Raw genomic sequence first — 25320 nt, 5'->3', positions numbered from 1 at the left:
TTTTTGAACCAAATGATACTTAGTGTGCCAAAATAAAACAACCAATAGGAATTAAAAGTTGTCTTTTAATTCTCTTAATTTTGTAAATGTCTTAATTGGAGCATAAGTATTAGTGGTTATACCTAAAATCCTTTGCAAATCAATATCGTCAGATTTCAAAAAAAGATTAATATTCTTTTCGTTTTTCAGTGTTATTGGCACAGTAGGTTGCAAATTTTTACGCATTTCACTAACTTGGGCTAAATAATCGGTAATAAGTGCATTTTCTGGCATGATATGATGTGCAAAGGTCATATTTGATAGGGTGTATTCATGAGCACAACAAATTAATGTGTTATCAGGTAAAGCACTTAATCTTTGTAATGAACTGAACATTTGTTGTGCGGTGCCTTCGAATAAACGGCCACAACCACCAGAAAAAAGTGTATCGCCACAAAATAGATAGGGCTCGCAATAATAAGCAACATGACCCAATGTATGGCCCGGCGTGCCAATCACATTAAAAGTAAAAGAGCCAACAATAATGCGCTCTTGATTATGAATAATATTTTCAGCCCCTTTACTTTGTGTTTCTTGTGGGCCAAAAATGTCGATGTTAGGATATTTTTTTACAAGTTCAGCAACACCACCAACATGATCATCATGATGATGGGTTAATAAAATCGCGATAGGTGTTAGTGAGCGTTGTGAGAGTATTTCAATAACAGGTTTGGCCTGTGACGGGTCCACAATCACACATTCACTATTTTCATTACTTAATAGCCAAATGTAGTTATCGGATAAAGCAGGAATTCTGATAAGCTCCATATAAGTTACCTTACTTATAAAATATAAAGGGTTAAACGATGAAAGCAGCGCGTTCAGTAAAACCAATTACAATGCCGGATTCTTGGCGTGATATTCCTTGGGGAGAATATTATCGCATGGCGATTGAATTGCGTTTACAAAACTGGTGGCCGAAAATGTATGGCTTTCATTTGCTGAAACTCGGTCAACTCAGTGCCGAACTGGATACCAAATTAAGTATCGTTTCACATCAAGTCAATGTGACATCGAATGCAATAAATGCGAATGTTATGGCGTCTTTGGATTATCTACCCTTTGAAAATAAATCGGTTGATGTTTGCCTTATGGCTCATGTGCTTGATTATAGTGCAGATCCCCATTGGCTATTAAGAGAAGCTGATCGTGTTCTAATTGATGATGGCTGGATAGTATTAACGAGCTTCAACCCTATTAGTTTATTAGGACTGGGTAAATGCACGCCTCTTTTGCGACAAAAACAGCCTTATTCAAGTCGTATGTTTTCACTTCGACGCCAAATTGATTGGCTTAGTGTGCTAAATTACGAAGTGATGACACAACAGAATTTTCAGATTATGCCATTTTCAAGACCAATAAAACGTGATGGTAGCCGCTATCACACCGGAGGATGTTTAAATTTAATTATTGCTCGTAAAAGAACGCTTCCTTTAACACCCACCGCGTTGAAATTTGCATTGCCTCGTATGAGTGTAAAAGGTCGAGTTTTAGGGGCTACACGCAATCATTCAGAGCCATAAAATATTACTCGTTGGCTGTCTTATCTTTCTGGCTTTCAATATAGCCAGTGTCTTCTTGTGTAGGTGATTGAGCCGCCGTTTTTGCTAATTCATCACAACGTTCATTTTCATCATGACCTGCATGGCCTTTTACCCAATGCCATTCGATTTCATGACGAGTAATAGCACTATCTAAGCGTTTCCATAAATCGACATTAAGCACTGGGCTTTTGTCTGCTTTACGCCACTGGCGCTTTTTCCAGCTATGGATCCACTGTGTGATACCCTGTCTGACATATTGGCTATCTGTTGTCAGTGTAATTTTACAAGGGAATTTTAATGTTTCTAATGCTACGATAGCGGCAAGAAGTTCCATTCGGTTATTGGTGGTCATAAAAAAACCTTCACTTAGGGTTTTTTCATGTTGTTGATAGCGTAAAATAGCGCCATAACCGCCGGGGCCTGGGTTGCCTAAGCATGAACCATCGGTGAATATTTCTACCTGCTTGTGCATAAAGGCGACTTATCCTTTTTGATTAATACGAAAAACTAACCCTAAGTCTGACATAAAAACGGATTATGAGCACTCCAATCACACGACAAATTGTACTTGATACCGAAACCACCGGTATGAATAAGCTGGGCGTTCATTATGAAGGTCATAATATCATTGAAATTGGTGCCGTAGAGGTTATCAATCGTCGATTAACAGGGCGAAATTTCCATGTTTATATTAAGCCTGAAAGATTAGTTGATCCTGAAGCATTTGAAGTTCACGGTATTAGTGATGAGTTTTTAGAGGATTGTCCTTCTTTTGCCGATATTGCCGACGAGTTTTTAGAATATATTCGTGGCGCAGAGCTGATCATTCATAACGCATCGTTCGATATCGGCTTTATGGACTATGAGTTTAGAAAGCTTAATCGCGATATTCCGCCTACTGAAACGTTCTGCCAAATTACTGATAGCCTTGCAATGGCAAGGGCATTATTCCCTGGCAAACGAAATAATCTTGATGCCTTATGTGATAGATACTTTATAGATAATTCTAAACGTACTCTTCACGGCGCGTTATTGGATGCTGAAATACTTTCTGATGTTTACTTGGCGATGACCGGTGGACAAACAGCACTAGCATTTTCAATGGATGGCGAATCAAGTAACGAACAAGAGCAAAATGATATTCAGCGTATCGAGCGCCCAGTTTCAGGATTAAGAGTAATAAGAGCTACCGCAGAAGAACTTGCTGAGCATGAGTCTCGATTAGACTTAGTTGAGAAGAAAGGTGGGCATTGTTTATGGCGTCCTGCATCAAATGATGAGGCGGTTTGAATATAAAAAAAGCAGAATTGTTTAGTTGAGATTAAAAACTATCCAAATGCATCTTTTTGTTAGAAAAACAGTTGACGACAAGGCAAGAGATTCGTAATATTTACCTCGTCCGAAAGGATACGCGGAGCGGTAGTTCAGTTGGTTAGAATACCTGCCTGTCACGCAGGGGGTCGCGGGTTCGAGTCCCGTCCGTTCCGCCAACATTCTAAACCCCAGCATTTATGCTGGGGTTTTTGCTTTATTAGCCTAAAAAACTTTAAATCTTAATTATTCCAATCCCCAGTTAATACGTTATCTTATCTTAATAGTTAACACTATTCTTGAGGCAGTTCTTATGTTATTAACTCTCGACCAAATCACAAAAGAGCTAGAAGATAAATTTTCTCCTTTAGGTGAGGATTTTAATGATTTAATTCTTTTTAAAAGAGCAACACCTCTTACTGGTTTAGGTTTGCTAGAACAGACGCTAACACTCTCCCTTCCTGATGATTTTACTTCTTTTATTTCTCTCTATAATTTAGATAATTTCTCATTATTTAATATTAGTTTTGGTTGCGGTGAAGATTATCTTGAAAGACTTTTCATGCTAAATAGCCCCAATGAGTTTACTCAATGGTGGATTGGTGATAAACGACCTGAAAACATCATTGTTATTGCATTGTCAGATCCTTATACCATTTTATTAAATACTCAAACAGGGAATGTTTTTGCAATGACGAGTGAGTCATCTATGGATAGTTTTGAACATATTGCAGCGAATTTTTTTGTTTTTTTTAGTGCAGTTGCCACACTGTTTTTAACGGATATTTCGCCAGATAGAATTATTAAATTAACATCATCTCAAACAACTTCATTTTGGCATCAATTAAAACCTGAATAAGATGAAAAATATAAAGAAAAAAGAGCTAGTTTATGATGGTTTTGAAGATAATTTTTATCAGCTAAATCATCTTATTCAATGCCCTTATTACGATGAAAATATGTTAGTTAGCGTAAAGCAATTAAGAGACTTAAACAGCTTAGATGAAGAGGTAAAACAGCAGGTAATAAATAAGATTAAAGGACTCACCTTAAATTTAGGAACGAGCTATACCTATGATGGTTTATCAGTAATGTATGATATCCAAGGATCAAAAAAAGAAAATATGCAGTTGCTTGGTTTATTTGCTATAGGTGAAAGACAACCTGCACGCTATCAAATCATAGTGTTAGGGATATTTAGGATTAATTTATGAATACGGAATTTTATTTACGTTTAAGTATGCTATCTAAAATGCTCGACCATTTTTATTATCAAGAATTTGAAACTGAACAAGCCGAATACAATAAAAATAAAGAGATAAAACAAGCCATTGTTCAATTTATTCTTGAAATGAAGGAACATGGTGAATACACATTAATTGATGAGGCTTTAAACCTTATATTTCATAATACTGGTTGTCATATTGATTGTGAAATTCTAGATGAAATCATGCCTCCTGTTATTGAGCAAAATATCATTACGCTAGAATTGATTGATAAAAATCTGAGAGAAAATTCACCTATGGGGCGTTGGTTTTAATACAAAGGAAAATAATGGAAAAAGATAAACTTGTTATTAATGAAATATACAAAGAGTTATTTGGAGATAATCTTAAGCAATATAGTGAAAGATTAAATAGACAAGATCCAGAAAGTTACCATGAAGGTGCTTTCTCTCAAGTGAATAAGATTTTTGTTAATTTATCAGAAAAAGAAAAGCAATCAGTGATTGATATGATGAAAATTGTGATGACAGATACAGCATCAACAATATTCGGAACACTAGACGGTACTCATTTCGTTAATAATATCGATGAAGATTTTCAGCTTATTTATGACAATGAAGAAATTCAAGGCGATCTTCAAGATCATTTTTTAGCGTTAGTGGAAGATAATAATAGTTAAACTAAAATGGAATGGACCTGAATAATAAATAAGGTATTTTTCCAGCGTTACAGCCTTTAACTATTATATAGAAGAAGAGGTTATCCTTACTTTGGGTAATATAAAGTTTGTTGAAATCAGACAGAGTTAACGTAAAAATAATTGAGCCTATTAGCCATGAGCTTTTTTAACGAAATCCAACAAAAAGTCAGCATTACATCTTTTTTTTCTAATATGGGGAAGATGAGCGTTGATGATAATAAAATTATCTATTTTCAAAGTATCCAAGCTTGTTTTGAATCGCCTTTAAATGTCGAATGGTTGCCAACTTCTCCCACACAAGATGATCCTTTCTATATAAAACAAGAATACCCCAAAGATTTGGTCGAGATGCGATTAGTCGTCAGTAAAGCCGTGATAGAGAGTCTAGAAGCGTTTCCTGTACCAGATAGTCAATTTCAATACGATGCACATAACTTTAAAATTGCAGCAAGAAATGCGATATGTTACGCATTTAGGCAGTATCTTACTGAAAAATATTTCAATTATGGTGACAACTGGGAAAGGATCATTCAGATTTACTACCAAGGTCATTTTCCGATAGGTTTTTATAAAAAGAAATTAGTGGTGATTTAACTGCTAGCTATTTAAAAAGAGTTTTCAGTTAGAGTGACAACTAGAATTAAATTTGTTTTATCCTTTTTTATTAATATTAAAAGTAACATTTACGTTACGCTGATTTTCCCTTTTAGTTATATATGATGTAAATAAAATTTTTATTACTGAATCAGTGGATTATCTGCTTTTTATCTTTTTTAAGCTCTTATAATTCTACGTCCTTGTAACAAGTTTAGTCAGTTATTAGGTTATAATTAAAACAAACACGGTATTTATTTGATTTGATGGATAATTCAGCAATGAAATTTTATCTTGATTAGTCATATCAAGCTAAGGTTTAATAGCACGCTTCTCAATTGCGCAAATTGTTGTCTTTTTTGCTTTTTGTTGCGCAACAATGCAGTGGTGTAATGTTATTTTCCGCTTTGATCGTAAAAAATGCCGTGCAAATCAAAGAATTATTGCTTTATGCTAATTACGATATCCACCTTTGTGGATTTTTTATATTGCGGTTTTTTGCCCGCATTGAGAGAATCAGCTATCTAGATGCTTTTTATCCGACTTGGAGTAGAAAATGACCACTCGTAAAACCCTTGCTAATGCGATCCGTTTTTTAAGTATGGATGCTGTGCAAAAAGCTAAATCAGGACACCCTGGCGCCCCTATGGGTATGGCTGATATTGCAGAAGTATTATGGCGTGATTTTTTAAATCATAACCCAACTAACCCTAACTGGGCTGATCGTGACCGTTTCGTTTTATCTAATGGTCATGCTTCAATGCTGATTTACAGCTTACTGCACCTGTCTGGTTATGATCTTTCTTTAGATGATCTGAAAAACTTCCGTCAATTGCATTCTAAAACACCTGGTCACCCAGAATATGGTTACACCGCTGGTGTTGAAACAACAACAGGTCCTTTAGGTCAAGGTATTGCAAACGCAGTGGGTTTTGCAATTGCAGAACGTACATTAGCGGCTCAATTTAACCGTCCTGGTCATGATATCGTTGACCACTACACCTACGCCTTTATGGGTGATGGTTGTATGATGGAAGGTATCTCTCATGAAGTGTGTTCTTTAGCGGGAACATTACAGTTAGGTAAACTGATTGCATTTTATGATGACAATGGCATCTCTATTGATGGTCAAGTGCATGGTTGGTTTACTGATAACACAGCAGAACGTTTCGACGCTTATGGCTGGCATGTAATTAGTGGCATTGATGGTCACGATGCAGCAAGCATTAAAGCAGCTGTTGAAGAAGCAAAACAAATCACAGACAAACCTTCACTGTTGATTTGTAAAACTACTATCGGTTTTGGTTCTCCTCATAAAGCAGGTACTGCTGATTCCCACGGCTCTCCATTAGGTGATGCAGAAATCGCTGAAACACGTAAAGCGTTAGGTTGGGAATACGGCGCATTTGAAATTCCACAAGAAATCTATAAAGAGTGGGATGCAAAAGAAGCGGGTAAAGCAAAAGAAGCTGCATGGGATGCTAAATTTGCTGCATACGCAGCACAGTTCCCTGAATTAGCGGCTGAATTTAAACGTCGTATTTCTGGTGAATTACCAGCAAACTGGGAAAAAGATTCCAAAGCATTTATTGAAAATCTGCAACAAAACCCTTCAAGCATTGCAAGCCGTAAAGCATCTCAAAATGCATTAGAAGCATTCGGTAAAGTATTACCAGAATTCATGGGTGGTTCTGCGGACTTAGCACCAAGTAACCTAACTATGTGGTCTGGTTCTAAAGCGCTGAATGAAGACAAAGCGGGTAACTACATCCATTACGGTGTACGTGAATTCGGTATGTCTGCAATCATGAACGGTATTGCATTACACGGCGGTTTTGTTCCTTACGGCGCTACCTTCCTGATGTTTATGGAATATGCACGTAATGCTGTACGTATGGCTGCACTGATGAAGATCCGCAGTATCTTTGTTTATACTCATGACTCTATCGGTCTGGGTGAAGATGGCCCAACTCACCAACCTGTTGAGCAAATGGCAAGCTTACGTGTAACTCCAAACGTGAGCACATGGCGTCCATGTGACCAAGTTGAATCAGCTGTTGCATGGAAATATGCAATTGATCGTAAAGATGGCCCAACAGCTCTGATCTTCTCTCGTCAAAATCTTGCACAACAACCACGTACTCCAGAGCAACTGGCAAATATCGAGAAGGGTGGTTACATCCTGAAAGATTGCGCCGGTACTCCAGAATTAATCTTTATCGCAACAGGCTCTGAAGTTGAATTAGCGGTTAGCGCTTATGAACAACTGACAGCGGAAGGCCGTAAAGTACGTGTTGTTTCTATGCCAGCAACAGATGCATTTGATAAACAAGATGCAGATTACCGTGAAGCAGTATTACCAGCATCAGTGAAAGCTCGTGTTGCTATCGAAGCAGGTATTGCTGACTACTGGTTCAAGTATGTTGGTTTAGATGGTGCGATTGTAGGTATGCATAGCTTCGGTGAATCTGCACCTGCAAACGAACTGTTTGAAGAGTTTGGTTTTACTGTTGAAAATGTAGTTACACAGGCAAAATCTTTACTTAAATAATCAATAAGTGTTAACAAGAGCACATTTTTGGGAAGAATTTCTCAGATGTGCTCTTTTTTTATCCTTCCATCTTTGTTTACTATTGCGATTTTCTCTCATTTCTCGTAATCTGATTATTAGTAAGCTGAACCGTTTCAGTTAATCCTAAAGTGTCGGTGACTGCACAATTTCTAGATTTACTTGATTTATCGTTGTTGATTAGTATCTTGCTCTATTATTCTAAGCGGTTGCAAATCACAAGTTATCAAGGGAGTCACATGACAATCAGAGTCGCTATTAACGGTTTTGGCCGTATAGGGCGTAATGTGTTAAGAGCGCTTTATGAATCAGGTAAACGAGCTGAAATAACGGTTGTTGCAATAAATGAATTGGCTGATGCGCAAGGTATTGGGCATCTTCTCAAGTATGACTCCAGTCACGGACGTTTTGCTTGGGATGTACGAATTAATAACGATTTATTGCAAGTGGGTGATGATACTATTCGACTTTTTCACCACGCTGATATTACTGATTTACCTTGGGGTGAACTTGGTATCGATGTTGTACTTGATTGTAGTGGTGCTTATGGCTCCCGTGCTGATGGTGAAGCGCATATTGCACAAGGCGCAAAGAAAGTGCTTTTTTCTCATCCTGGTACAACCGATTTAGATGCAACAGTCGTTTTTGGTGTCAATCAACACGAACTAAAAAAAGAGCACCGAATTGTTTCAAATGCATCTTGTACAACGAATTGCATTATTCCCATTATAAAAATGATGGATGACGCGTTTAATATAGAATCAGGAACAGTAACAACAATCCATGCAGCCATGAACGATCAACCCGTGATTGATGCATACCATAAGGATTTACGCCGTACTCGTGCAGCAGGACAATCTATTATTCCAGTTGATACGAAGTTGGCAGCAGGAATTACTCGAATTTTCCCGAAATTTAAGGATCATTTTGAGGCAATTTCTGTACGAGTTCCTACAATTAATGTGACGGCAATTGATTTAAGTGTCACTGTAAAAACTGCTGTAAATGTGTTAGATGTCAATCGGTTAATTCAAAAATCAGCAACTGGCGCATTTCGTGGTATAGTGGATTACACAGAATTGCCATTAGTCTCAACTGATTTTAACCACGACCCTCATAGTGCAATCGTTGATGGCACACAAACAAGAGTCAGTGGGCAACACCTGATCAAGACTTTAGTCTGGTGTGATAATGAATGGGGCTTTGCTAACAGAATGCTTGATACAACGTTAGCAATGGCTGCAACTGGTTTTAAATAATCATGTTTTAATGATGGTGTCGCGTAATAATACGACGCACTGAACAGAAGATTACTAAATTTTAGAGAATCAATGAGAGGATTCATCATGTCTGTAATTAAGATGACCGATTTAGACCTAGCGGGTAAACGAGTTCTTATCCGTGCTGACCTGAACGTTCCAGTTAAAGATGGTAAAGTGACTTCAGATGCGCGTATCCGTGCTTCTTTACCAACAATTGAAGCCGCGTTAAAACAAGGCGCTAAAGTGATGGTAACTTCTCACTTAGGTCGTCCTACCGAAGGTGAGTACAACGAAGAGTTCTCTTTAAAACCAGTTGTTGACTATCTGAAAGACAAATTAACTGCACCAGTTAGTCTTGCTAAAGACTATTTAAATGGTGTTGAAGTCAATGCAGGCGAATTAGTTGTTCTTGAAAACGTTCGTTTTAACAAAGGCGAAAAGAAAGACGACGAAACTCTGTCTAAACAATACGCTGCATTATGTGATGTATTCGTAATGGATGCATTTGGTACTGCTCACCGTGCTCAAGCGTCAACTCATGGCGTTGCTAAATTTGCACAAGTTGCTTGTGCGGGTCCACTGTTATCAGCAGAACTTGAAGCATTAGGTAAAGCATTAGATAAACCAGCTCGCCCAATGGTTGCGATTGTTGGTGGTTCTAAAGTTTCAACTAAACTGACTGTATTAGATTCTTTATCAAAAATTGCTGATCAATTAATCGTTGGTGGTGGTATTGCAAATACCTTTATCGCAGCAGAAGGTCATCCAGTAGGTCGTTCTTTATATGAAGCAGACCTTGTTGATGATGCTAAAAAGCTGATGGAAAAATGTGATATTCCAGTACCAAGTGATGTTCGCGTTGCGACTGAATTCTCTGAAACAGCAGAAGCTGTTTTAAAATCAGCAAACGACATCAAAGATGATGAACAAGTACTGGATATCGGTGATGTGACTGCGGAGCGTTTAGCAGAAATCCTGAAAAATGCGAAAACTATCCTGTGGAATGGCCCTGTAGGCGTGTTTGAATTCCCTAACTTCCGTAAAGGTACAGAAATCATCGCTAATGCAATCGCAGATAGCGAGGCATTCTCTATCGCAGGTGGTGGTGATACGCTGGCTGCTATTGATTTATTTGATATCGCAGACAAAATCTCTTACATTTCAACCGGTGGTGGTGCTTTCTTAGAATTCGTTGAAGGCAAAAAACTTCCTGCTGTTGCAATGTTAGAAGAACGCGCTAAACAGTAATTAAGTCAGCTCATACAGGTAGAAAGTTATTTTCTACCTGTTCCAAATATAGGATCTTATTACATGTCTAAAGTTTTTGATTTCGTGAAACCGGGTGTCATCACTGGTGATGATGTACAAAAAGTATTTGCAGTAGCAAAAGAAAATAAATTTGCTCTGCCTGCGGTTAACTGTGTAGGTACTGACTCAATCAATGCTGTGTTAGAAGCTGCTGCGAAAGTTCGTTCTCCTGTGATTGTACAGTTCTCTAACGGTGGCGCTGCATTTATCGCAGGTAAAGGTCTTAAATCTGATGTACCACAGCAAGCTGCTATTTTAGGCGCAATTTCTGGTGCTCATCATGTGCATCAAATGGCTGAATACTACGGTGTTCCTGTTATTCTGCATACTGACCACTGTGCGAAAAAATTATTACCATGGATTGATGGTCTGTTAGATGCAGGTGAAAAACACTACGCTAAAACAGGTAAACCACTGTTCTCTTCTCACATGATTGACTTATCTGAAGAGTCATTAGAAGAAAATATCGAAATCTGTGCTAAATATTTAGCGCGTATGGCTAAAATCGATATGACTTTAGAAATCGAATTAGGCTGTACTGGTGGTGAAGAAGACGGTGTTGATAACACTGGTATGGATAGCTCTGCGCTTTATACTCAACCAGAAGATGTTGCCTACGCATACGAAAAACTGAGTGCGGTAAGCCCTCGTTTCACTATCGCAGCATCTTTCGGTAACGTTCATGGTGTTTATAAACCAGGTAACGTTCAGTTAACGCCAAAAATTCTACGTAACTCACAAGACTACGTGTCACAGAAATTCAATCTGCCACACAATAGCTTAGATTTCGTTTTCCACGGTGGTTCTGGTTCTTCTGCTGAAGAAATCAAAGAAGCAGTTGATTATGGCGTTATCAAAATGAATATCGATACCGATACTCAGTGGGCAACTTGGGATGGTATCTTACAGTTCTACAAAAAGAACGAAGGCTACCTGCAAGGCCAATTAGGTAACCCAGAAGGTGCTGATAAACCTAACAAAAAATACTACGATCCACGTAATTGGTTACGTCAAGCACAAGCATCAATGGTTGTTCGTTTAGAACAAGCATTTAAAGAACTGAATTCAGTTGACGTTCTGTAATTGAGTCATTCTTAATGATTAAACTAAACCCGCTTATTTAGCGGGTTTTTTTATGCCTGATAAAAAGTGATTAGGTAGTTTGGTTATGATGATATTTATTATTAAAGTTGGGTGTGAGGGGGATGTAGGTTAGTCTCTATTAGGGATATCTAGCCAATACGAAATGAAATCTAACGTTGAGATAAAGCAGATATAAAAAAGCGCCTATTCATAAATAGACGCTTAAATCGAGCAATATATTATTTGGAAGATCAGCCAGTGACTTTAGCGCCTTTGCTTTCTTCTTTCATCATACGATTTAATAAAGGTACGGTTGCCCACATAACGATACCTACAATTAAGGTCACAATACCGATTTTACCAAACACATCAGTGTAAATAGGTAATGTCTGTAGTGGATCAGTAATTCCTTCTGGTGCTGCGGTGAAGGTTGCTACATAACCGCCTAACAGGTAAGCCGTTGCTTGTGTTAAGAACCACATACCTAAAATAAAACCCATCATGTATTGCGGTACGAACGCTGCAACCATTGCTAAACCTAACGCACTGATCATCAGTTCACCTAAGCTCTGGAATAAATAAACCAAAACGATAAACCAAGGTGAAGTTAAGCCTTGAGCATCGGCAAACCACATGCCTGATGCAGCCGCTGTAAGGAATCCTAACGAGCACAGAAGCATACCCGCAGTAAACTTCGCTGGCATTGATAAGTCTTTGCCTTTTGCGCCAAAATGGCTGTATGCGATAGCAAGGATTGGGCTAGCAACAATGATCCAGAATGGATTTAGTGCTTGGAAACTTACAGGGTTAATATCAAAGCCTAAAAGTGTGTGATGAACGTTATGAATAGCAAAGAAGTTCAGTGAAGTTGGCATCTGTGCATACAGAATGTAGAAAACAACAGCTTCTAACATCAGAACAAATGCAACATACATTTTATTACGAGCAACTCTGTCTTTTTGCTTAAAAGCTTCACGGAAATAAATGAAGACAACAATAACAGACAGACTGACTAAAACGATATTCGCAATCATCACGTTGTGCAGTAACCATGCACAAGCAAATACCATCGCAATTGAGCCAGCAATAACTAATAACAGTTTGCTAAAGCTCATTGGTAAATGGTCTGGTTCAGAACCAATATTAGCAACCATTTTACGACAGAAGAAATAAACTAATAACGCCATGATCAAGCCAACACCACAGATATTATAAGTTAGTGCATATCCGTAACGTTCTGCAAGTACAGGGGCGATAGATAAAGAGATTAATGAGCCGATATTAATCGACATATAAAATAGCGTAAATGCACCATCAAGGCGTGGATCTTTAGGTGGATAACATTTTGCTAATAGGCTGGCAGGGTTGGCTTTAAATAAACCATTACCTACTGCGATAGTTCCTAATGCATAGAAAATTAAATTAGGATACATAATTGACATACCAGTCATGAAATAACCGATAGCCAAGACAATAGCACCTAAAACAATTGTTCGTTTTGTTCCTAATAAGTGGTCACCAACATAACCACCAATAGAAATAAGCCCATAAACCAGTGCGGAGAATGCACCAAAAGTAATGAAAGCCTGTTCTTGAGAGAAACCGAGTTTACTAACAAAATAAACGGCAAGAATACCTTGTACGCCGTAGTAACCAAAACGTTCCCATAATTCTACAAAGAAAATCATAAAGAATGGTTTAGGCTGTTGTAATAAACCGACTTGAGCGGGTTTATCCATATCTGTAATGCCCCTAATTATTATTTATTTTCAACAACGATGTTATTTACTCACATTCACGAGGAATGTTACACAACGGTAACATTATCTATCGCATTTAGAGTGATGTTTGCAAATTTAAGAAGGTAATCAGCAAGTCGAGTAGACTAATATATTGATAGAATGACTTCTCAAAGGTTGATCACACTGTAGGTAAGATTAATACCAGATTGAAAAAAATATTCATTAGTTTATTTTCAAATAAAGTCATTTAATTGATGTTTGGTATGAAATATAACCAGTAAGATTATTATTTGTTTATATTTTAATCTGAGTAAATTAAATAAAGATAAAGGGAAAAAGTGGAGGGGAAATATTCTTGATTATGTGACTGATTGATTCTAGAAAGAATTTTTTCACTATAATTAAAAAATATTCTTTTATAACAAACAGATGTTAATAAATTTTTAATAAACATCTAAAAGTCAGCTAATATCATTTAATTAAATAAGTATTCACTTAATATAAATAAATATTTAATTTTATATTGTGATTATAATCAATAAAAAACGCCCTTATTAAAAGTGCGTTTTTATCTTGAGACAAAATAAGCGAAAGTTAAACAGAGATTGGTACTTGTTCATTTTTAACAGAATGGAAACGACGTTTGAAATAAATAAGTCCATCACCATCTTCACGTACTGAAATATTCTTAATTTCGGTCATATAAACAAAATGTGTGCCGACTTGGCGCACATCATAAATATCACCTTCAAGGCAGGCAAGCGCATTAGTTAATACGGGTTGTTGTAATTGTCCGTTTTGCCATCCTGGTTGGGTAAAGCGATCTGCCATCGCGAGCCCTGTCATTCCGGCGAAATGACATGCCATTTCTTCTTGCTCATGATTCAATATATTGATACTCAATTTTCCATTCTCTTGAAAAATAGAGTTCATCTGACTTTTACTGTTGATGCAAACCATCACGGTAGGTGGATTATCAGTAACGGAACATACTGCTGTTGCTGTTAAGCCACAACATCCCGCATCGCCATTTGTTGCCACGATATTGACCGCAGCGCCTAAGTTTGCCATTGCATCCCGAAAAAGTGGGTTAGCCTGTTTTTCCTCAGACATTATTTACTCCTACTGCCAGACTTCTCGTCTGTGGGCGTCTTCACTTAAAATAATTATTAGTCAGATAACTAAAAAATCACCTAACTACTCCGCTAACAAAGTTGTAATGGTATTGCCGGTTTCTTTGTTGCGTTGTTTTAAAGCCGTAACGCTACCGCGCATAAACAAAGATAGCAATCTTTCTTTGTTACAACCTGTTAACTTTATCTCAAAAAACTGTGAGACAACCTTATCGCTAAGCGTCATTATTCCTAATTTAGAGGTAGGATAATAGGCAAATCAGGCTACTTTTTGGGGTTGGCTGAGGGATAACACAAATTGCCAATTGATGAAAATTGTGTATAGGTCAAGATGTTGCAGAATATGAAATAAACACTAAAAAGAAGCATGGGTGATAAATTGCACAAAGGGAATAAAATTGCAAAAATTGAGTCAACTTTATTTATTTGTTAATATGAATAATTGTAACAATTAGTCTATTCTTAGAATATAGTCATTTTATAAACCGTAAGCAGCGGTACTTTTTCACTGTCTATATTGAGTGATATTTTGTCATTTCACCTATAACACCATATAAAGAGCTTCTTGATTATGCATGAATCATTAACTATCGCGCTATTACAAGCACGGGAATCTGCGATGGGTTTTTTTCGACCTGTTCTCAAAGAGCATAATCTGACAGAACAGCAGTGGCGGATCATTCGCGTACTTGCGGATAAACGCTCTATTGATTTCCACGAATTAGCACAAAAATCGTGCATTCTCCGACCAAGTCTAACGGGTATTCTTATTAGAATGGAAAGAGACGAGCTAATTTGTCGTTTAAAACCTGTGAGTGACCAACGTAAACTTTTCGTTTCACTGTCTGCCAATGGGCAAAGTTTATACGATAAAATTCAGCCTAAAATTGAAGAAGGCTATCAATTACTTGAGCAAAAATTTTCGACTGAGAAGTTACAACGCCTATCTGGGTTATTAAAAGAGCTGATTGCATTAAATCCAGATGATATAGAACAATCAGAGAAATAATTTATTTTGATAATAAAAAAGGAGATGCAAGGGCATCTCCTTTTTGTTTGTTATGACTTAGATAATATTACTGTTTACCCAATACATGTAAGAAGTGGATGTGTTTTTCATACTGATCAAGAATATCGTGAATGATTTGTTCTTTCGTCCAACCCATTACATCATAGTCTTGCCCACCTTCTTTTAAATGAATTTCAGCACGATAATATTTATGTTCTTCGTCTCTTTCTTCATCACTTAATCCAGCTAAAGCAAAAGCGGGTTGAGTATAAAAACGCAGACGAACTTCATAGAAGAAATTCATGTCATCGCCTAAATCGACTTCGAAGCCAATGCGATCATCTTCTTCATTATGGATATAGCATTGAGTTGCTTGTTTGCTTAATTCAGCAGAGACCATTTCCATTGAAGGTTGAATAACTTCATCCATAAAACGTTTTACATGGGAACGTTTTGGAAAATAAGCAATATTTCTTAAACGACGTTGCCAAGGAATTGGATTACGGCTTGCTGGTGGTGCAATCGTAGTTAACTGTTGGCTGTCACGTTTATATACATCCACTCGCAATGCTTTTATCAGTCCATAAATAGAAGCGAGTAATACAATAGAGAAAGGTAATGCACTTGCAATCGTAACAGTTTGAAGTGCCGTTAATCCACCCGCTAATAATAAAGTGATGGCAGAAACACCCATTAAGGCAGCCCAGAAAATACGTTGCCATACAGGTGTTTCACTATCTCCCCCTGATGCTAAGGTGTCCACTACCATAGCTCCAGAGTCCGCAGATGTGACAAAAAACACAATGACCATCAGCATCGCAACAAAGGATAATACGGTTGAGAATGGAAAATAGTTTAAGAACTCAAATAAAGCCAAGGAAACATCTTGTTGCACAATATTGGCGAGTGCCTCGGCACCTTTATCTTTGATTAAATGGATTGCTGTGTTACCAAACACTGTCATCCAAAGTAAAGTAAAGCCAGCAGGAACAAACAGAACACCGACAACAAATTCGCGGATAGTACGACCACGAGAAATGCGGGCAATAAACATCCCTACAAATGGAGACCATGAAAGCCACCAGCCCCAATAAAGCAGAGTCCATCCCCCTAACCAGTCACTCGATTTTGGTTCGTATGCGTAAAGATTAAAGGTTTTACTCACAATTTCGGATAGATATCCCCCGGTATTCTCAACAAATGATTTTAATATCAATACGGTTGGGCCGAGAATAATGACTAATAAAAGAAGAATTACCGCTAATCCTAAGTTAAGTTCAGATAAAAAGCGGATCCCTTTTTCTAATCCAGAAACAACTGAAATAGTTGCAAGTCCTGTTATCACAACAATCAATATAACTTGCACGGTTGGATTAATGGGTACATTAAAAAGATGGTTTAAACCTGCATTAACTTGCAGAACACCAAATCCTAGAGAAGTTGCAACACCAAAAACTGTTCCCATAACAGCAAAAATATCGACGGCATGACCAATAGGTCCATGTATGCGATCACCAATAATAGGATAAAGTGCAGAACGCAATGTTAATGGCAAACCATGGCGATAAGAGAAAAAAGCCAAGATTAAAGCGACAATGGCATAAATAGCCCACGCATGTAATCCCCAGTGGAAAAAAGTTAATCGCATAGCTTCTTTGGCTGCTTCTATGGTTTGAGCATCACCGGTCGGGGGCATTAAATAATGCATGACAGGTTCAGCAACGCCAAAGAACATTAACCCAATTCCCATTCCCGCAGAAAAGAGCATGGCAAACCAGGCAAAATAGCTAAAATGTGGGCGTGCATGGTCGGGTCCCAGTTTTATTTGACCAAAACGGGAAAGACCTAAATAAGTCACACTCAGCAAAACCAATGCTACGGCTAGAATGTAGAACCAACTCGCATTTGTGAAGAGGTTTTCCTGAAGATGACCTAATTTATCATTAGCCAGCTCTGGAAATAATGCAGAGAAGCCAACGACCAATAAAATTAACAACGCTGATGTATAAAAAACGGGAGGATTAATTTTCATCCTAACTTTTTGAGGGGTTATATCGTTTTGTTGACTCATAGTTAACCTATTTTTTGTTATTTTCCTAGAAAGAGACTTTTCGCTATTCACTATCTGATATTCTTCATTACCAGAAAAGAAAAGTTCATAAGAAAATTTGAATAAATCATCAAACCAATGTGATGTTTTATAAAAGAACGGAAATAAATTACTTTTTCCGTAATATGAAGAAAACTACAATTAAATCAATTTTTTACCATTTGTTTATAGTATAGGCATTCACTCTTTAATAGGTTTCTCCTGTTAAAAAAAGGAGAACATGGTTACATTTTTTGCTTAATCGATCAACCCTTGTCTTTTTTTTGCACAAAAAAAAGCCAGCGAAAATCCACTGGCTTTTGATTCATCAAAAATTCTGAAATCAAATTATTTGTTCTCAGCTTTTAAATCATCAATTTTTTGTTTTGCCTGATCGGTTAATTGATCTGCTTTATCAAGTGCTTTATTTTCAGTCTCTTGAGCTTGTTGTTTTATATCACCACTTGTTTTTGAAGCATCACCTTTTAGCTGATCAACTTTTGTGTCAGCTTCTTGCATCAGGTTATCTGCTGTTTTACTGGCATCTTGTTTTAATTCTGCCGCTTTTTCAGAGAGTTTATTGCTTTCAGCTTCTAGGCTTTGTTTAATTTCTTCTGCTTTTGCAGCACTCGCATCTTTTAGCTCATCGGTTTTTTGTGAAACACTCTCTTTTAGAGTATCTGTTTTTTCATCAGCTTGCGCTTTTAGCTCAGCCGCTTTTTGTTCAGCTTTATCTTTTAGCTCTTGAGCTTGTTGTGTTAATTCATCTGCTTTTGCGGATGCATCTTCTTTCAAGTCAGCTGCTTTATCTTTGGCTTGTTCTGTCAACTCATTGGCTTTATCTTGTGCTGTTTCAGTTACTTGAGTTGCTGTTTCTTTTGCCTTATCAATACTTTCATCAACTTTTTTAGATGAATCATCACAACCTGCTGTAATAGTAACAAGACCCGCTAGAACCAATGAAGTAAGTAGTTTTTTATTCATTTTTTTCTCCAAAATGTGTGTTCAAAAACAATTCAGTGATATCCCGCGTAAGAACTAGAAAAAGCGAGAAGTTATTGAGTTGGTAGTAAGAGATTACGAATAAATCATCATAATAAGTATAGTATGAGTCTTAAAATCAACAAACCTAAGTATATTAAGTGTTTTTTCTTAGTCAAATATCATTAAAAATAATTTAGATTTTTATCTGGGAGAGATTTTCTGCTTTATAATAAGTATAGAAATTATTGGAAATATGAGACGGCAAATGGAATATTACTTTCTGGTTATTATCAAATTTATTATTGGTTTTACTATCATATTAGTCCATATGAATTTATCGGGTAAAACACAACTCTCTCAATTAACACCTATTGATTTTATTGGTAATTTTGTACTCGGTGGCATTATGGGGGGAGTGATTTACACTGATGCGATCCCTCTTTATCAATATATTATCGTCTTCTTAATTGGTGTCTGTTTTATATCTTTGCTTAATTATATCAGTAAGCGATTCAATTTTTTCCGTGCAGTAACTATTGGTAATCCTATTCCCATTATAAAGAAGGGCGAATTTATAATGGAAAACATCATGGAGAAAAAGAACAAAATAGATATTTTAAACATAACGTCTCGTCTTCATGCTCAAGGCATTCACTCATTTCAAGAGGTCAATTACGCACAAATTGAACCTGATGGACAAATCACTGTGGTATGTGACGGTGCAAAAATGCCTTCGATTATTGTTATGAAAGATGGTGTTATTCGAACATCAGAATTAGAGCAAATAGAAAAAGATGAAATATGGCTTCAAGATGAGATGAAAAATCAGCATATTGAGAAACCAGAAGATATTTTCTTAGCTGAATTCTGGGATGGAAAAGTTAATTTTATTTTGCAAGATGGGAAGATAAAACGCACAAAATTATAGATAACTAACTAAAATATATGTCGATGAGTGAAGTATGAGCCATAACAGTGGCGACATAATATCGCCACTGTTATTTAGTGAAAGTGTAATTACAACTTAAATACCTCAAAATCAGAAGCCATTTCAGTATGGCTAAAGATCTGTTGGCTTTCATTGAGTAATCCAACACAGTCTTCGGGGGAATAGCGACTACTAATATGTGTGATAATCAGCTTTTTGGCATTAGCGTCTTTGGCTAACTGTGCTGCTTGTACCGTTGTTGAGTGTCCACGGCTATTTGCTTGCTCTGCCATTTCATGTTTAAACGTCGCTTCATGAACAATAATATCTGCATTATTAGCCAGTTTTAATGCATCCGGCGTGGGTTGTGTATCACCAAAAATAGCAATACAGCGTCCTTTTATTTCAGGGCCAATATACTCTTTGCCGTCAATAACTCTTCCATCTGGCAAGGTAATGGTTTTACCTTGTTTTAATTCTTGTAACCAAGCGCCCGCAGGAATATTGTCAACCTTCAGTTTTTCTGCATTTAATTTACCCGGGCTGTTTTCTTCTTCTAAGCGATAACCAAAACAAGGTACAGGATGAGAAAGTGCTTCACAACTCACTTTCATACCTTCCTCTTCAAACAGAAAGCCCGCTTTGTCAATTTCAACAATATTAATAGGGTAAGTTAAATAGGATTGGCTTAATGTCAACGCCGTTTCTATAAAGGCTTTGATACCCGTAGGGCCATACACTGTTAAAAGTGTTTCGGTTCCTCCCATTGAGCGACTACAAAGTAATCCTGGTAAACCAAAAATATGATCGCCATGTAAGTGGGTAATAAAAATTTTATTTAAACGCGGTAATTTTACGCGGGTATGCAATATTTGATGTTGTGTCGCTTCACCACAATCAAACATCCACATACTTTTTTGTTTATTTTGTAAATCAAGCACCATACTGGTGACATTGCGATCTTTAGAAGGGACGCCTGCGTTAGTGCCTAAAAAAGTGAGCTCCATAATGAAATATTATTCTCCGTGTCGAATTTGTTCCCAACTTAAATCGAATTTCGCAAGATACTTACGTAGACGATCGGCATCGTTGGGTTGTTTTTTATTTTGTCTTGATACTGCGAAAAGTTTTCTACCAGCTTCTGAGAGCGTTGATGATTGCTGACATGTTTTGATAACTGTATTGAGTTGGCTAAGATCGAAAAGATCAATATCAGAACTATTAAATAAAGAAGAGGAAGTAACACCCCAATTTTGTTTTAAACGATTAATTTCTTCATCAACAAGAGGAAGGGTAATACGACCATTTTCGGCAAGTGTTGCCATTCGCGTTATACTAGCACTAAGTTCACGGAAGTTACCACGCCATAATGCCTGTTCAGATGTTGCAAATCGAATATAGTGTGATTTCGCATCAGAATTAAAGCGAATTGCCTTTTGATAAAGCTTTGCAAAGTGATGTAATTCATAATCGATGTTAGGCTCAATATCCTCTTTGCGATCGGCTAAACCCGGCAGAGAAAAAGACCATAAGTTGATCCTTGCATAGAGATCTTCACGAAAAAGCCCTTTCGCAATTTGTTTGTCCATATCCCGATGCGTTCCCGCAATTAGCTGAAAATCGCTTTGAACTTCAGTATCGGAACCATAAGGATAAAAAGATTTTTCTTCTATTGCTTTCAGTAACATTGCTTGTTCATCAAGTCCTAATTCCGCAATTTCATCAAGAAATAAAATTCCTTTATCGGCCTCCCTTAATAAGCCTTGCCTAGCTTGTAATGCACCTGTAAATGCCCCTTTTACGTGGCCAAATAAAGTAGACATGGCGTTATCACCGCGCAAAGTGGCGCAGTTAACAGCAATAAAACGACCTTTTACAAAATGGCGAGACTGCCGTAATTCATAAATACGCTGAGCAAGGAATGATTTCCCGGCTCCTGTGGGACCTGTTAATAAAATGGGTGCAACAGAGCGTAATGCCACTCGCTCAATCTGAGCAATTAAAGCATTAAAACGTTCGTTGCGTGTGGCTATCCCTGATTTTAAGAAAGAGAGTGATTCATTATGGTAGTGCTCGAATCGGCTTGTTAGTTTTGTATAACGGCTTAAATCGAGATCAATAACAGAATAACTCCCCGTGGCTGATTGTACTGTTTTGATACCATCTTCATTTTCGATTTTAGAAGAGGGGGAAGTTTGTAATAGTTTTGCAGGTAAGTAGTGGGCTTCAGTCAGTAAAAACCAGCAAATCTGAGAGATGTGCGTACCCGTTGTGATATGGACATAATATTCTTCATTTTCAGTATCAAATGGATAGCTCACTGCAAAATCAAGAAAGTGGCTGTAAACCTCTTCTAGATCCCAAGGATCACAAATATCAATTTCGTAAGGTAATACTTCTGTATCTGGGGAGACAGTATGGATATCTTCAATGATTTTTGACGCTAATATTGAATCATTGGGTTGATGGATCATGACCAATCGACTAACGGGGAAATCTTTTTGATGGCAAATAGAAATTGTTGGACGCCATGAGTTCCATCTTTTATGGCTTTTTCCCCGTTTATCTAATGTTGTGCCTAAAACACCAATCACCACTTTGCGTTTCATTAAGTTATCTCTACTTATCTTTTTATCTATATTTATAAATCTTTAGATAAAAAGATAAGTTTTTATCGATTTTAATTCAATGGCTAAATATTTAAAAATTACATTGAAAATATTTTTATTAATTAAAACATATGGTTAAAAATGATTTTGGTGATATTTAAAAACTTGGCACGATACTCGCAATATTATTAATGTCTTGAGCAGATTTTAAATCTGGTAGGCACATAAAGAACACTCTGTGGTGTTATCAAAATGTGTTCCTCCACATCGAGACTCTGTAGGTGAAGAGGGTTATTTTCAGGTTCGATTCCTGACACCAAAACCATTACAAATCCAAATGTAAAATTAAATATAAAAAATCGTTGTGACAGCAGTATCGTCACCTTGCTTATCCACCAGCAACTACGCTGGATTGAAGGCAGAATAAGAGACAAACAGAGTATCGTTCCTCTCTTGTTTTCCCTTCGATTTCGCCAAGTTTGTTCGTGGAGAGCAAGTCACGATAAAAATGGTAATAAAAGAAAGCCAATAATAAAGAAGAGAAAAGGGAAACAATGATGATAAGAACAACAATAAAAGTGAAACAGGGACAACTGGGTTTATTAAAGAAGGACGATGAATATATTGATGTCCTTGCTGTGGGTGAACATAAATTTTTCGATCTTCGCCGCCAATTAAGTGTTGAGCTGGTGGAATTAAACGGCCCTGCAATTGAAAGAGAGAAAGCCGAATTTTTACGTCAATATCATCCAGAATGGGTGAGTGAATATTGTTTTGATATTGTGCTATCTGATGAAGAGATTGGCTTACTCTATGAAAATGGTTCACTCAAAGAGATCTTAGCGCCGAGCACTCGCCGTCTCTATTGGAATTATGCACAGCGCTCAATGGAAGTATTGTCAGCAAATGAATTGGAAGTTTCACCAGCTTTGGTTAAAAAATTGCAGCATCCAAAATTACGTAACCAGACGATAAAAGGCAGTGAAGGTGTATTAAGTGTGGATATTCCGACATGGCATGCCGGCATTATCCGTGTTAATGGTGAAACTCAATCACTATTACCACCAGGATTAAAAGGCTATTGGCGTTATCAGCACAAAATTGATGTTGAAGTCGTTGATATGCGCTTACAAACACTCGATATAAGTGGTCAAGAGATTTTAACGAAAGATAAAGTGACCTTACGCATTAATCTGTCAGCGAGTTGGCGTTATCGCGACGTGCTTTCAGCGTACCAACTACTGAGTTCACCTCTTGAGTTCTTATACAAAGAGTTGCAGTTTGCGTTACGTGAAGCCGTAGGAACAAGAACATTGGATGAATTATTAGAAAATAAAACACTGATTGACAGTTTAGTAAGTGAAAAAATCAGGGAAGTGACTAAAGGATATGGCATTGAAGTAGCTTCATTAGGGGTAAAAGACATTGTTTTACCGGGTGAAATGAAAACGATTTTAGCGCAGGTGGTTGAGGCTGAAAAATCAGCTCAGGCTAATGTTATACGTCGAAGAGAAGAAACATCCGCAACACGTTCTTTATTAAATACGGCAAAAGTGATGGAAAACAATCCAGTAGCTCTACGATTAAAAGAGCTAGAAACCGTAGAACGTATTGCAGAACGTATTGATAAGATTTCCGTTTATGGTGGTTTAGACCAAGTATTAAACGGGCTAGTACAAATTAAAGGAGCACAAGAATGATATTGGATCATCAAATAGTAAAAGAAGCAGGGACTGCTGAAATCAAAATGTGGACAAATGGTGTACCTGTTGAAGCAGATGCTCTAAAGCAACTTATCAATACTGCAAAGATGCCTTTTATTTTTAAACATATGGCAGTAATGCCCGATGTTCACTTAGGGAAAGGTTCAACAATAGGAAGTGTTATCCCAACAAAAGGTGCGATTATTCCGGCTGCTGTTGGTGTAGATATTGGATGTGGAATGATTGCGGTAAAAACATCGTTACACGCAAATGATTTGCCAGATAATTTATTTGCCATAAGAACGGCAATAGAAAGAGCAGTACCTCATGGACGAACAAGTTATCAGTCAGGGAACGATCGTGGTTCATGGAAGAACCCACCTAAACTTGTTGATCAACATTGGCAACAACTTGAAGGGCGTTTTAAGGTTTTAACTGATAAGTATCCACGTTTACGAAATACAAATAACTATCGTCACCTAGGTACATTAGGAACAGGAAACCACTTTATCGAGTTGTGCCTTGATGAAGCAGATAATGTTTGGGTAATGCTACATAGTGGATCTCGTGGTGTGGGTAATGCTATTGGTACTTTATTTATACAAATGGCACAAGAAGACATGAGAGAACATATCGCTAACTTGCCAGATAAAAATTTAGCGTACTTAAAAGAAGGAACGCTTTTCTATGATGACTATATAGAAGCCGTAGAATGGGCACAGGATTTTGCCCGACATAATCGTGAAATTATGATGGAACGCGTGTTGGCGGCATTATCAACAGAAATAACTAAACCTTTTACAACTCAACAACAGGCAGTGAACTGCCACCATAACTATGTGCAAAAAGAAATGCACTTTGGTGAAGAGGTACTGGTGACTAGAAAAGGGGCTGTTTCTGCTCAAAAAGGTGAAATGGGGATCATTCCGGGTTCAATGGGAGCGAAGAGCTTTATTGTTAGAGGTAAGGGAAATGCCGAAAGTTTCTGTTCATGTAGCCATGGCGCAGGACGCGTAATGAGCCGAACAGCAGCGAAAAAAGCCTTTAGTATTGAAGACCAAATTCGAGCTACAGCGCATGTGGAATGTCGAAAAGATGAAGATGTGATTGATGAAATTCCAATGGCTTATAAGGATATTGATGCTGTAATGAAGGCTCAGTTATCGCTTGTTGAGGTTGTTCATACACTACGACAGGTTGTTTGTGTAAAAGGTTAATCGTGCTTTTTACGGTAATTCATAACTATCCCCTAACAGTAACGTAGGGGATAGTGAGATATGACAGCGTGTGCATGGAATGCAAATGAATAAAAAGTTTTAAAAATGGAAATTTTCTTTAAATAAAACCCTTATTTCCTCGGTTAAAAATTAAACAAAAAATGTTTAGTATTATTAATAAATAAAGATTGATATTAAAATTATCTCCCTCCAATAAAGATAATCAAAAAGAGAGTGCTAGTATTGAATTATTCTTTAATTAGAAAATGA

The 25320-nt window shown here is 37.2% G+C and carries 23 protein-coding genes and 1 tRNA gene; 16 read left to right on the top strand and 8 right to left on the bottom strand.

Annotated features, from left to right (window positions below; genetic code table 11):
- Nucleotides 1–51: 51 nt before the first annotated feature.
- A complete protein-coding gene (gene gloB / locus DK857_RS00200) occupies nucleotides 52–807 on the bottom strand; it encodes a hydroxyacylglutathione hydrolase (RefSeq protein ID WP_109401256.1) in 756 nt (251 codons plus the stop codon).
- Between the two features lie 38 nt (nucleotides 808–845).
- On the opposite strand from gloB, the gene DK857_RS00195 reads away from it, so the two are divergent.
- Nucleotides 846–1562, top strand: a complete 717-nt coding sequence (locus DK857_RS00195) for a methyltransferase domain-containing protein (protein WP_109393329.1) — start codon at nucleotides 846–848, stop codon at nucleotides 1560–1562.
- A 4-nt stretch (nucleotides 1563–1566) separates the two neighbouring features.
- Here the strand turns inward: DK857_RS00195 and rnhA are convergent, their stop codons facing one another.
- On the bottom strand, nucleotides 1567–2055 hold the full coding sequence (gene rnhA / locus DK857_RS00190) for a ribonuclease HI (protein WP_075673396.1): 489 nt from the start codon (nucleotides 2053–2055) through the stop codon (nucleotides 1567–1569).
- A gap of 65 nt (nucleotides 2056–2120) precedes the next feature.
- Here rnhA and dnaQ point away from each other — a divergent pair, with 65 nt between their 5' ends.
- The 11 genes from dnaQ to fbaA all read left to right on the top strand — a co-directional run bounded on the left by dnaQ (nucleotide 2121) and on the right by fbaA (nucleotide 11636).
- Nucleotides 2121–2873 (top strand): DNA polymerase III subunit epsilon, encoded by a 753-nt coding sequence (gene dnaQ, locus DK857_RS00185; RefSeq protein ID WP_075673397.1) that lies wholly within the window; start codon nucleotides 2121–2123, stop codon nucleotides 2871–2873.
- Between the two features lie 123 nt (nucleotides 2874–2996).
- Nucleotides 2997–3073 (top strand) — tRNA-Asp (locus DK857_RS00180).
- Nucleotides 3074–3207: 134 nt separating this feature from the next.
- Nucleotides 3208–3753, top strand: a complete 546-nt coding sequence (locus DK857_RS00175; protein WP_109393332.1) for an SMI1/KNR4 family protein — start codon at nucleotides 3208–3210, stop codon at nucleotides 3751–3753.
- Between the two features lies 1 nt (nucleotide 3754).
- Nucleotides 3755–4108: a hypothetical protein gene (locus DK857_RS00170; RefSeq protein ID WP_109393333.1), complete on the top strand. Its 354-nt coding sequence runs from the start codon at nucleotides 3755–3757 to the stop codon at nucleotides 4106–4108.
- A complete protein-coding gene (locus tag DK857_RS00165; RefSeq protein ID WP_109401255.1) occupies nucleotides 4105–4434 on the top strand; it encodes a hypothetical protein in 330 nt (109 codons plus the stop codon). Before DK857_RS00170 ends, DK857_RS00165 begins: the two co-directional genes overlap by 4 nt.
- Before the next feature lie 14 nt (nucleotides 4435–4448).
- A complete protein-coding gene (locus tag DK857_RS00160) occupies nucleotides 4449–4799 on the top strand; it encodes a hypothetical protein (RefSeq protein ID WP_109393335.1) in 351 nt (116 codons plus the stop codon).
- Between the two features lie 156 nt (nucleotides 4800–4955).
- The gene (locus DK857_RS00155) at nucleotides 4956–5414 is read left to right on the top strand and encodes a hypothetical protein (RefSeq protein ID WP_109401254.1); all 459 of its coding nucleotides are present in this window, start codon (nucleotides 4956–4958) and stop codon (nucleotides 5412–5414) included.
- 556 nt (nucleotides 5415–5970) lie between these two features.
- Nucleotides 5971–7965 carry a transketolase gene (gene tkt / locus DK857_RS00150; RefSeq protein ID WP_109393337.1) on the top strand — a complete coding sequence of 665 codons (1995 nt, stop codon included), beginning with the start codon at nucleotides 5971–5973 and terminating at the stop codon, nucleotides 7963–7965.
- A 257-nt stretch (nucleotides 7966–8222) separates the two neighbouring features.
- A complete protein-coding gene (gene epd, locus DK857_RS00145) occupies nucleotides 8223–9242 on the top strand; it encodes an erythrose-4-phosphate dehydrogenase (protein WP_075673402.1) in 1020 nt (339 codons plus the stop codon).
- An 87-nt stretch (nucleotides 9243–9329) separates the two neighbouring features.
- The gene (gene pgk / locus DK857_RS00140) at nucleotides 9330–10493 is read left to right on the top strand and encodes a phosphoglycerate kinase (protein ID WP_109393338.1); all 1164 of its coding nucleotides are present in this window, start codon (nucleotides 9330–9332) and stop codon (nucleotides 10491–10493) included.
- 63 nt (nucleotides 10494–10556) lie between these two features.
- Nucleotides 10557–11636, top strand: coding sequence for a class II fructose-bisphosphate aldolase (gene fbaA, locus DK857_RS00135; protein ID WP_109393339.1), 1080 nt, complete (start codon nucleotides 10557–10559; stop codon nucleotides 11634–11636).
- A gap of 251 nt (nucleotides 11637–11887) precedes the next feature.
- Here the strand turns inward: fbaA and dtpB are convergent, their stop codons facing one another.
- Both dtpB and hpaC read right to left on the bottom strand, forming a co-directional pair.
- Entirely contained in the window at nucleotides 11888–13375 is a 1488-nt protein-coding gene (dtpB, locus tag DK857_RS00130) for a dipeptide/tripeptide permease DtpB (protein WP_109393340.1), read from the bottom strand.
- A gap of 597 nt (nucleotides 13376–13972) precedes the next feature.
- Nucleotides 13973–14491: a 4-hydroxyphenylacetate 3-monooxygenase, reductase component gene (gene hpaC / locus DK857_RS00125; protein ID WP_109401253.1), complete on the bottom strand. Its 519-nt coding sequence runs from the start codon at nucleotides 14489–14491 to the stop codon at nucleotides 13973–13975.
- Between the two features lie 591 nt (nucleotides 14492–15082).
- Here hpaC and hpaR point away from each other — a divergent pair.
- Nucleotides 15083–15520: a homoprotocatechuate degradation operon regulator HpaR gene (gene hpaR, locus DK857_RS00115; protein WP_098940981.1), complete on the top strand. Its 438-nt coding sequence runs from the start codon at nucleotides 15083–15085 to the stop codon at nucleotides 15518–15520.
- 67 nt (nucleotides 15521–15587) lie between these two features.
- Here the strand turns inward: hpaR and betT are convergent, their stop codons facing one another.
- Together betT and DK857_RS00105 are read right to left on the bottom strand one after the other, a co-directional pair.
- Nucleotides 15588–17591: a choline BCCT transporter BetT gene (betT, locus tag DK857_RS00110; RefSeq protein ID WP_109401252.1), complete on the bottom strand. Its 2004-nt coding sequence runs from the start codon at nucleotides 17589–17591 to the stop codon at nucleotides 15588–15590.
- Between the two features lie 366 nt (nucleotides 17592–17957).
- Nucleotides 17958–18593 (bottom strand): hypothetical protein, encoded by a 636-nt coding sequence (locus DK857_RS00105; RefSeq protein WP_109401251.1) that lies wholly within the window; start codon nucleotides 18591–18593, stop codon nucleotides 17958–17960.
- Nucleotides 18594–18858: 265 nt separating this feature from the next.
- Here DK857_RS00105 and DK857_RS00100 point away from each other — a divergent pair, with 265 nt between their 5' ends.
- On the top strand, nucleotides 18859–19521 hold the full coding sequence (locus DK857_RS00100; RefSeq protein ID WP_109401250.1) for a DUF421 domain-containing protein: 663 nt from the start codon (nucleotides 18859–18861) through the stop codon (nucleotides 19519–19521).
- An 89-nt stretch (nucleotides 19522–19610) separates the two neighbouring features.
- Here the strand turns inward: DK857_RS00100 and rnz are convergent, their stop codons facing one another.
- Together rnz and rtcR are read right to left on the bottom strand one after the other, a co-directional pair.
- Nucleotides 19611–20528, bottom strand: a complete 918-nt coding sequence (gene rnz, locus DK857_RS00095) for a ribonuclease Z (protein WP_109393346.1) — start codon at nucleotides 20526–20528, stop codon at nucleotides 19611–19613.
- Nucleotides 20529–20537: 9 nt separating this feature from the next.
- Complete coding sequence (gene rtcR / locus DK857_RS00090) at nucleotides 20538–22130, bottom strand: RNA repair transcriptional activator RtcR (RefSeq protein WP_109401249.1); 1593 nt, start codon at nucleotides 22128–22130, stop codon at nucleotides 20538–20540.
- Between the two features lie 560 nt (nucleotides 22131–22690).
- Between rtcR and DK857_RS00085 the strand changes: the two genes are divergently transcribed.
- Nucleotides 22691–23830 (top strand): slipin family protein, encoded by a 1140-nt coding sequence (locus tag DK857_RS00085; RefSeq protein ID WP_161711229.1) that lies wholly within the window; start codon nucleotides 22691–22693, stop codon nucleotides 23828–23830.
- Entirely contained in the window at nucleotides 23827–25050 is a 1224-nt protein-coding gene (locus DK857_RS00080; RefSeq protein WP_109401247.1) for an RtcB family protein, read from the top strand. The genes DK857_RS00085 and DK857_RS00080 overlap by 4 nt, the downstream gene beginning before the upstream one ends.
- Nucleotides 25051–25320 lie beyond the last annotated feature (270 nt).

This window comes from Proteus terrae, assembly GCF_003144325.1.
GTDB classification, from domain to species: domain Bacteria; phylum Pseudomonadota; class Gammaproteobacteria; order Enterobacterales; family Enterobacteriaceae; genus Proteus; species Proteus terrae.
Note: the sequence above shows the minus strand (reverse complement) of the source record. Positions and strands in the feature narration are given on the sequence as shown.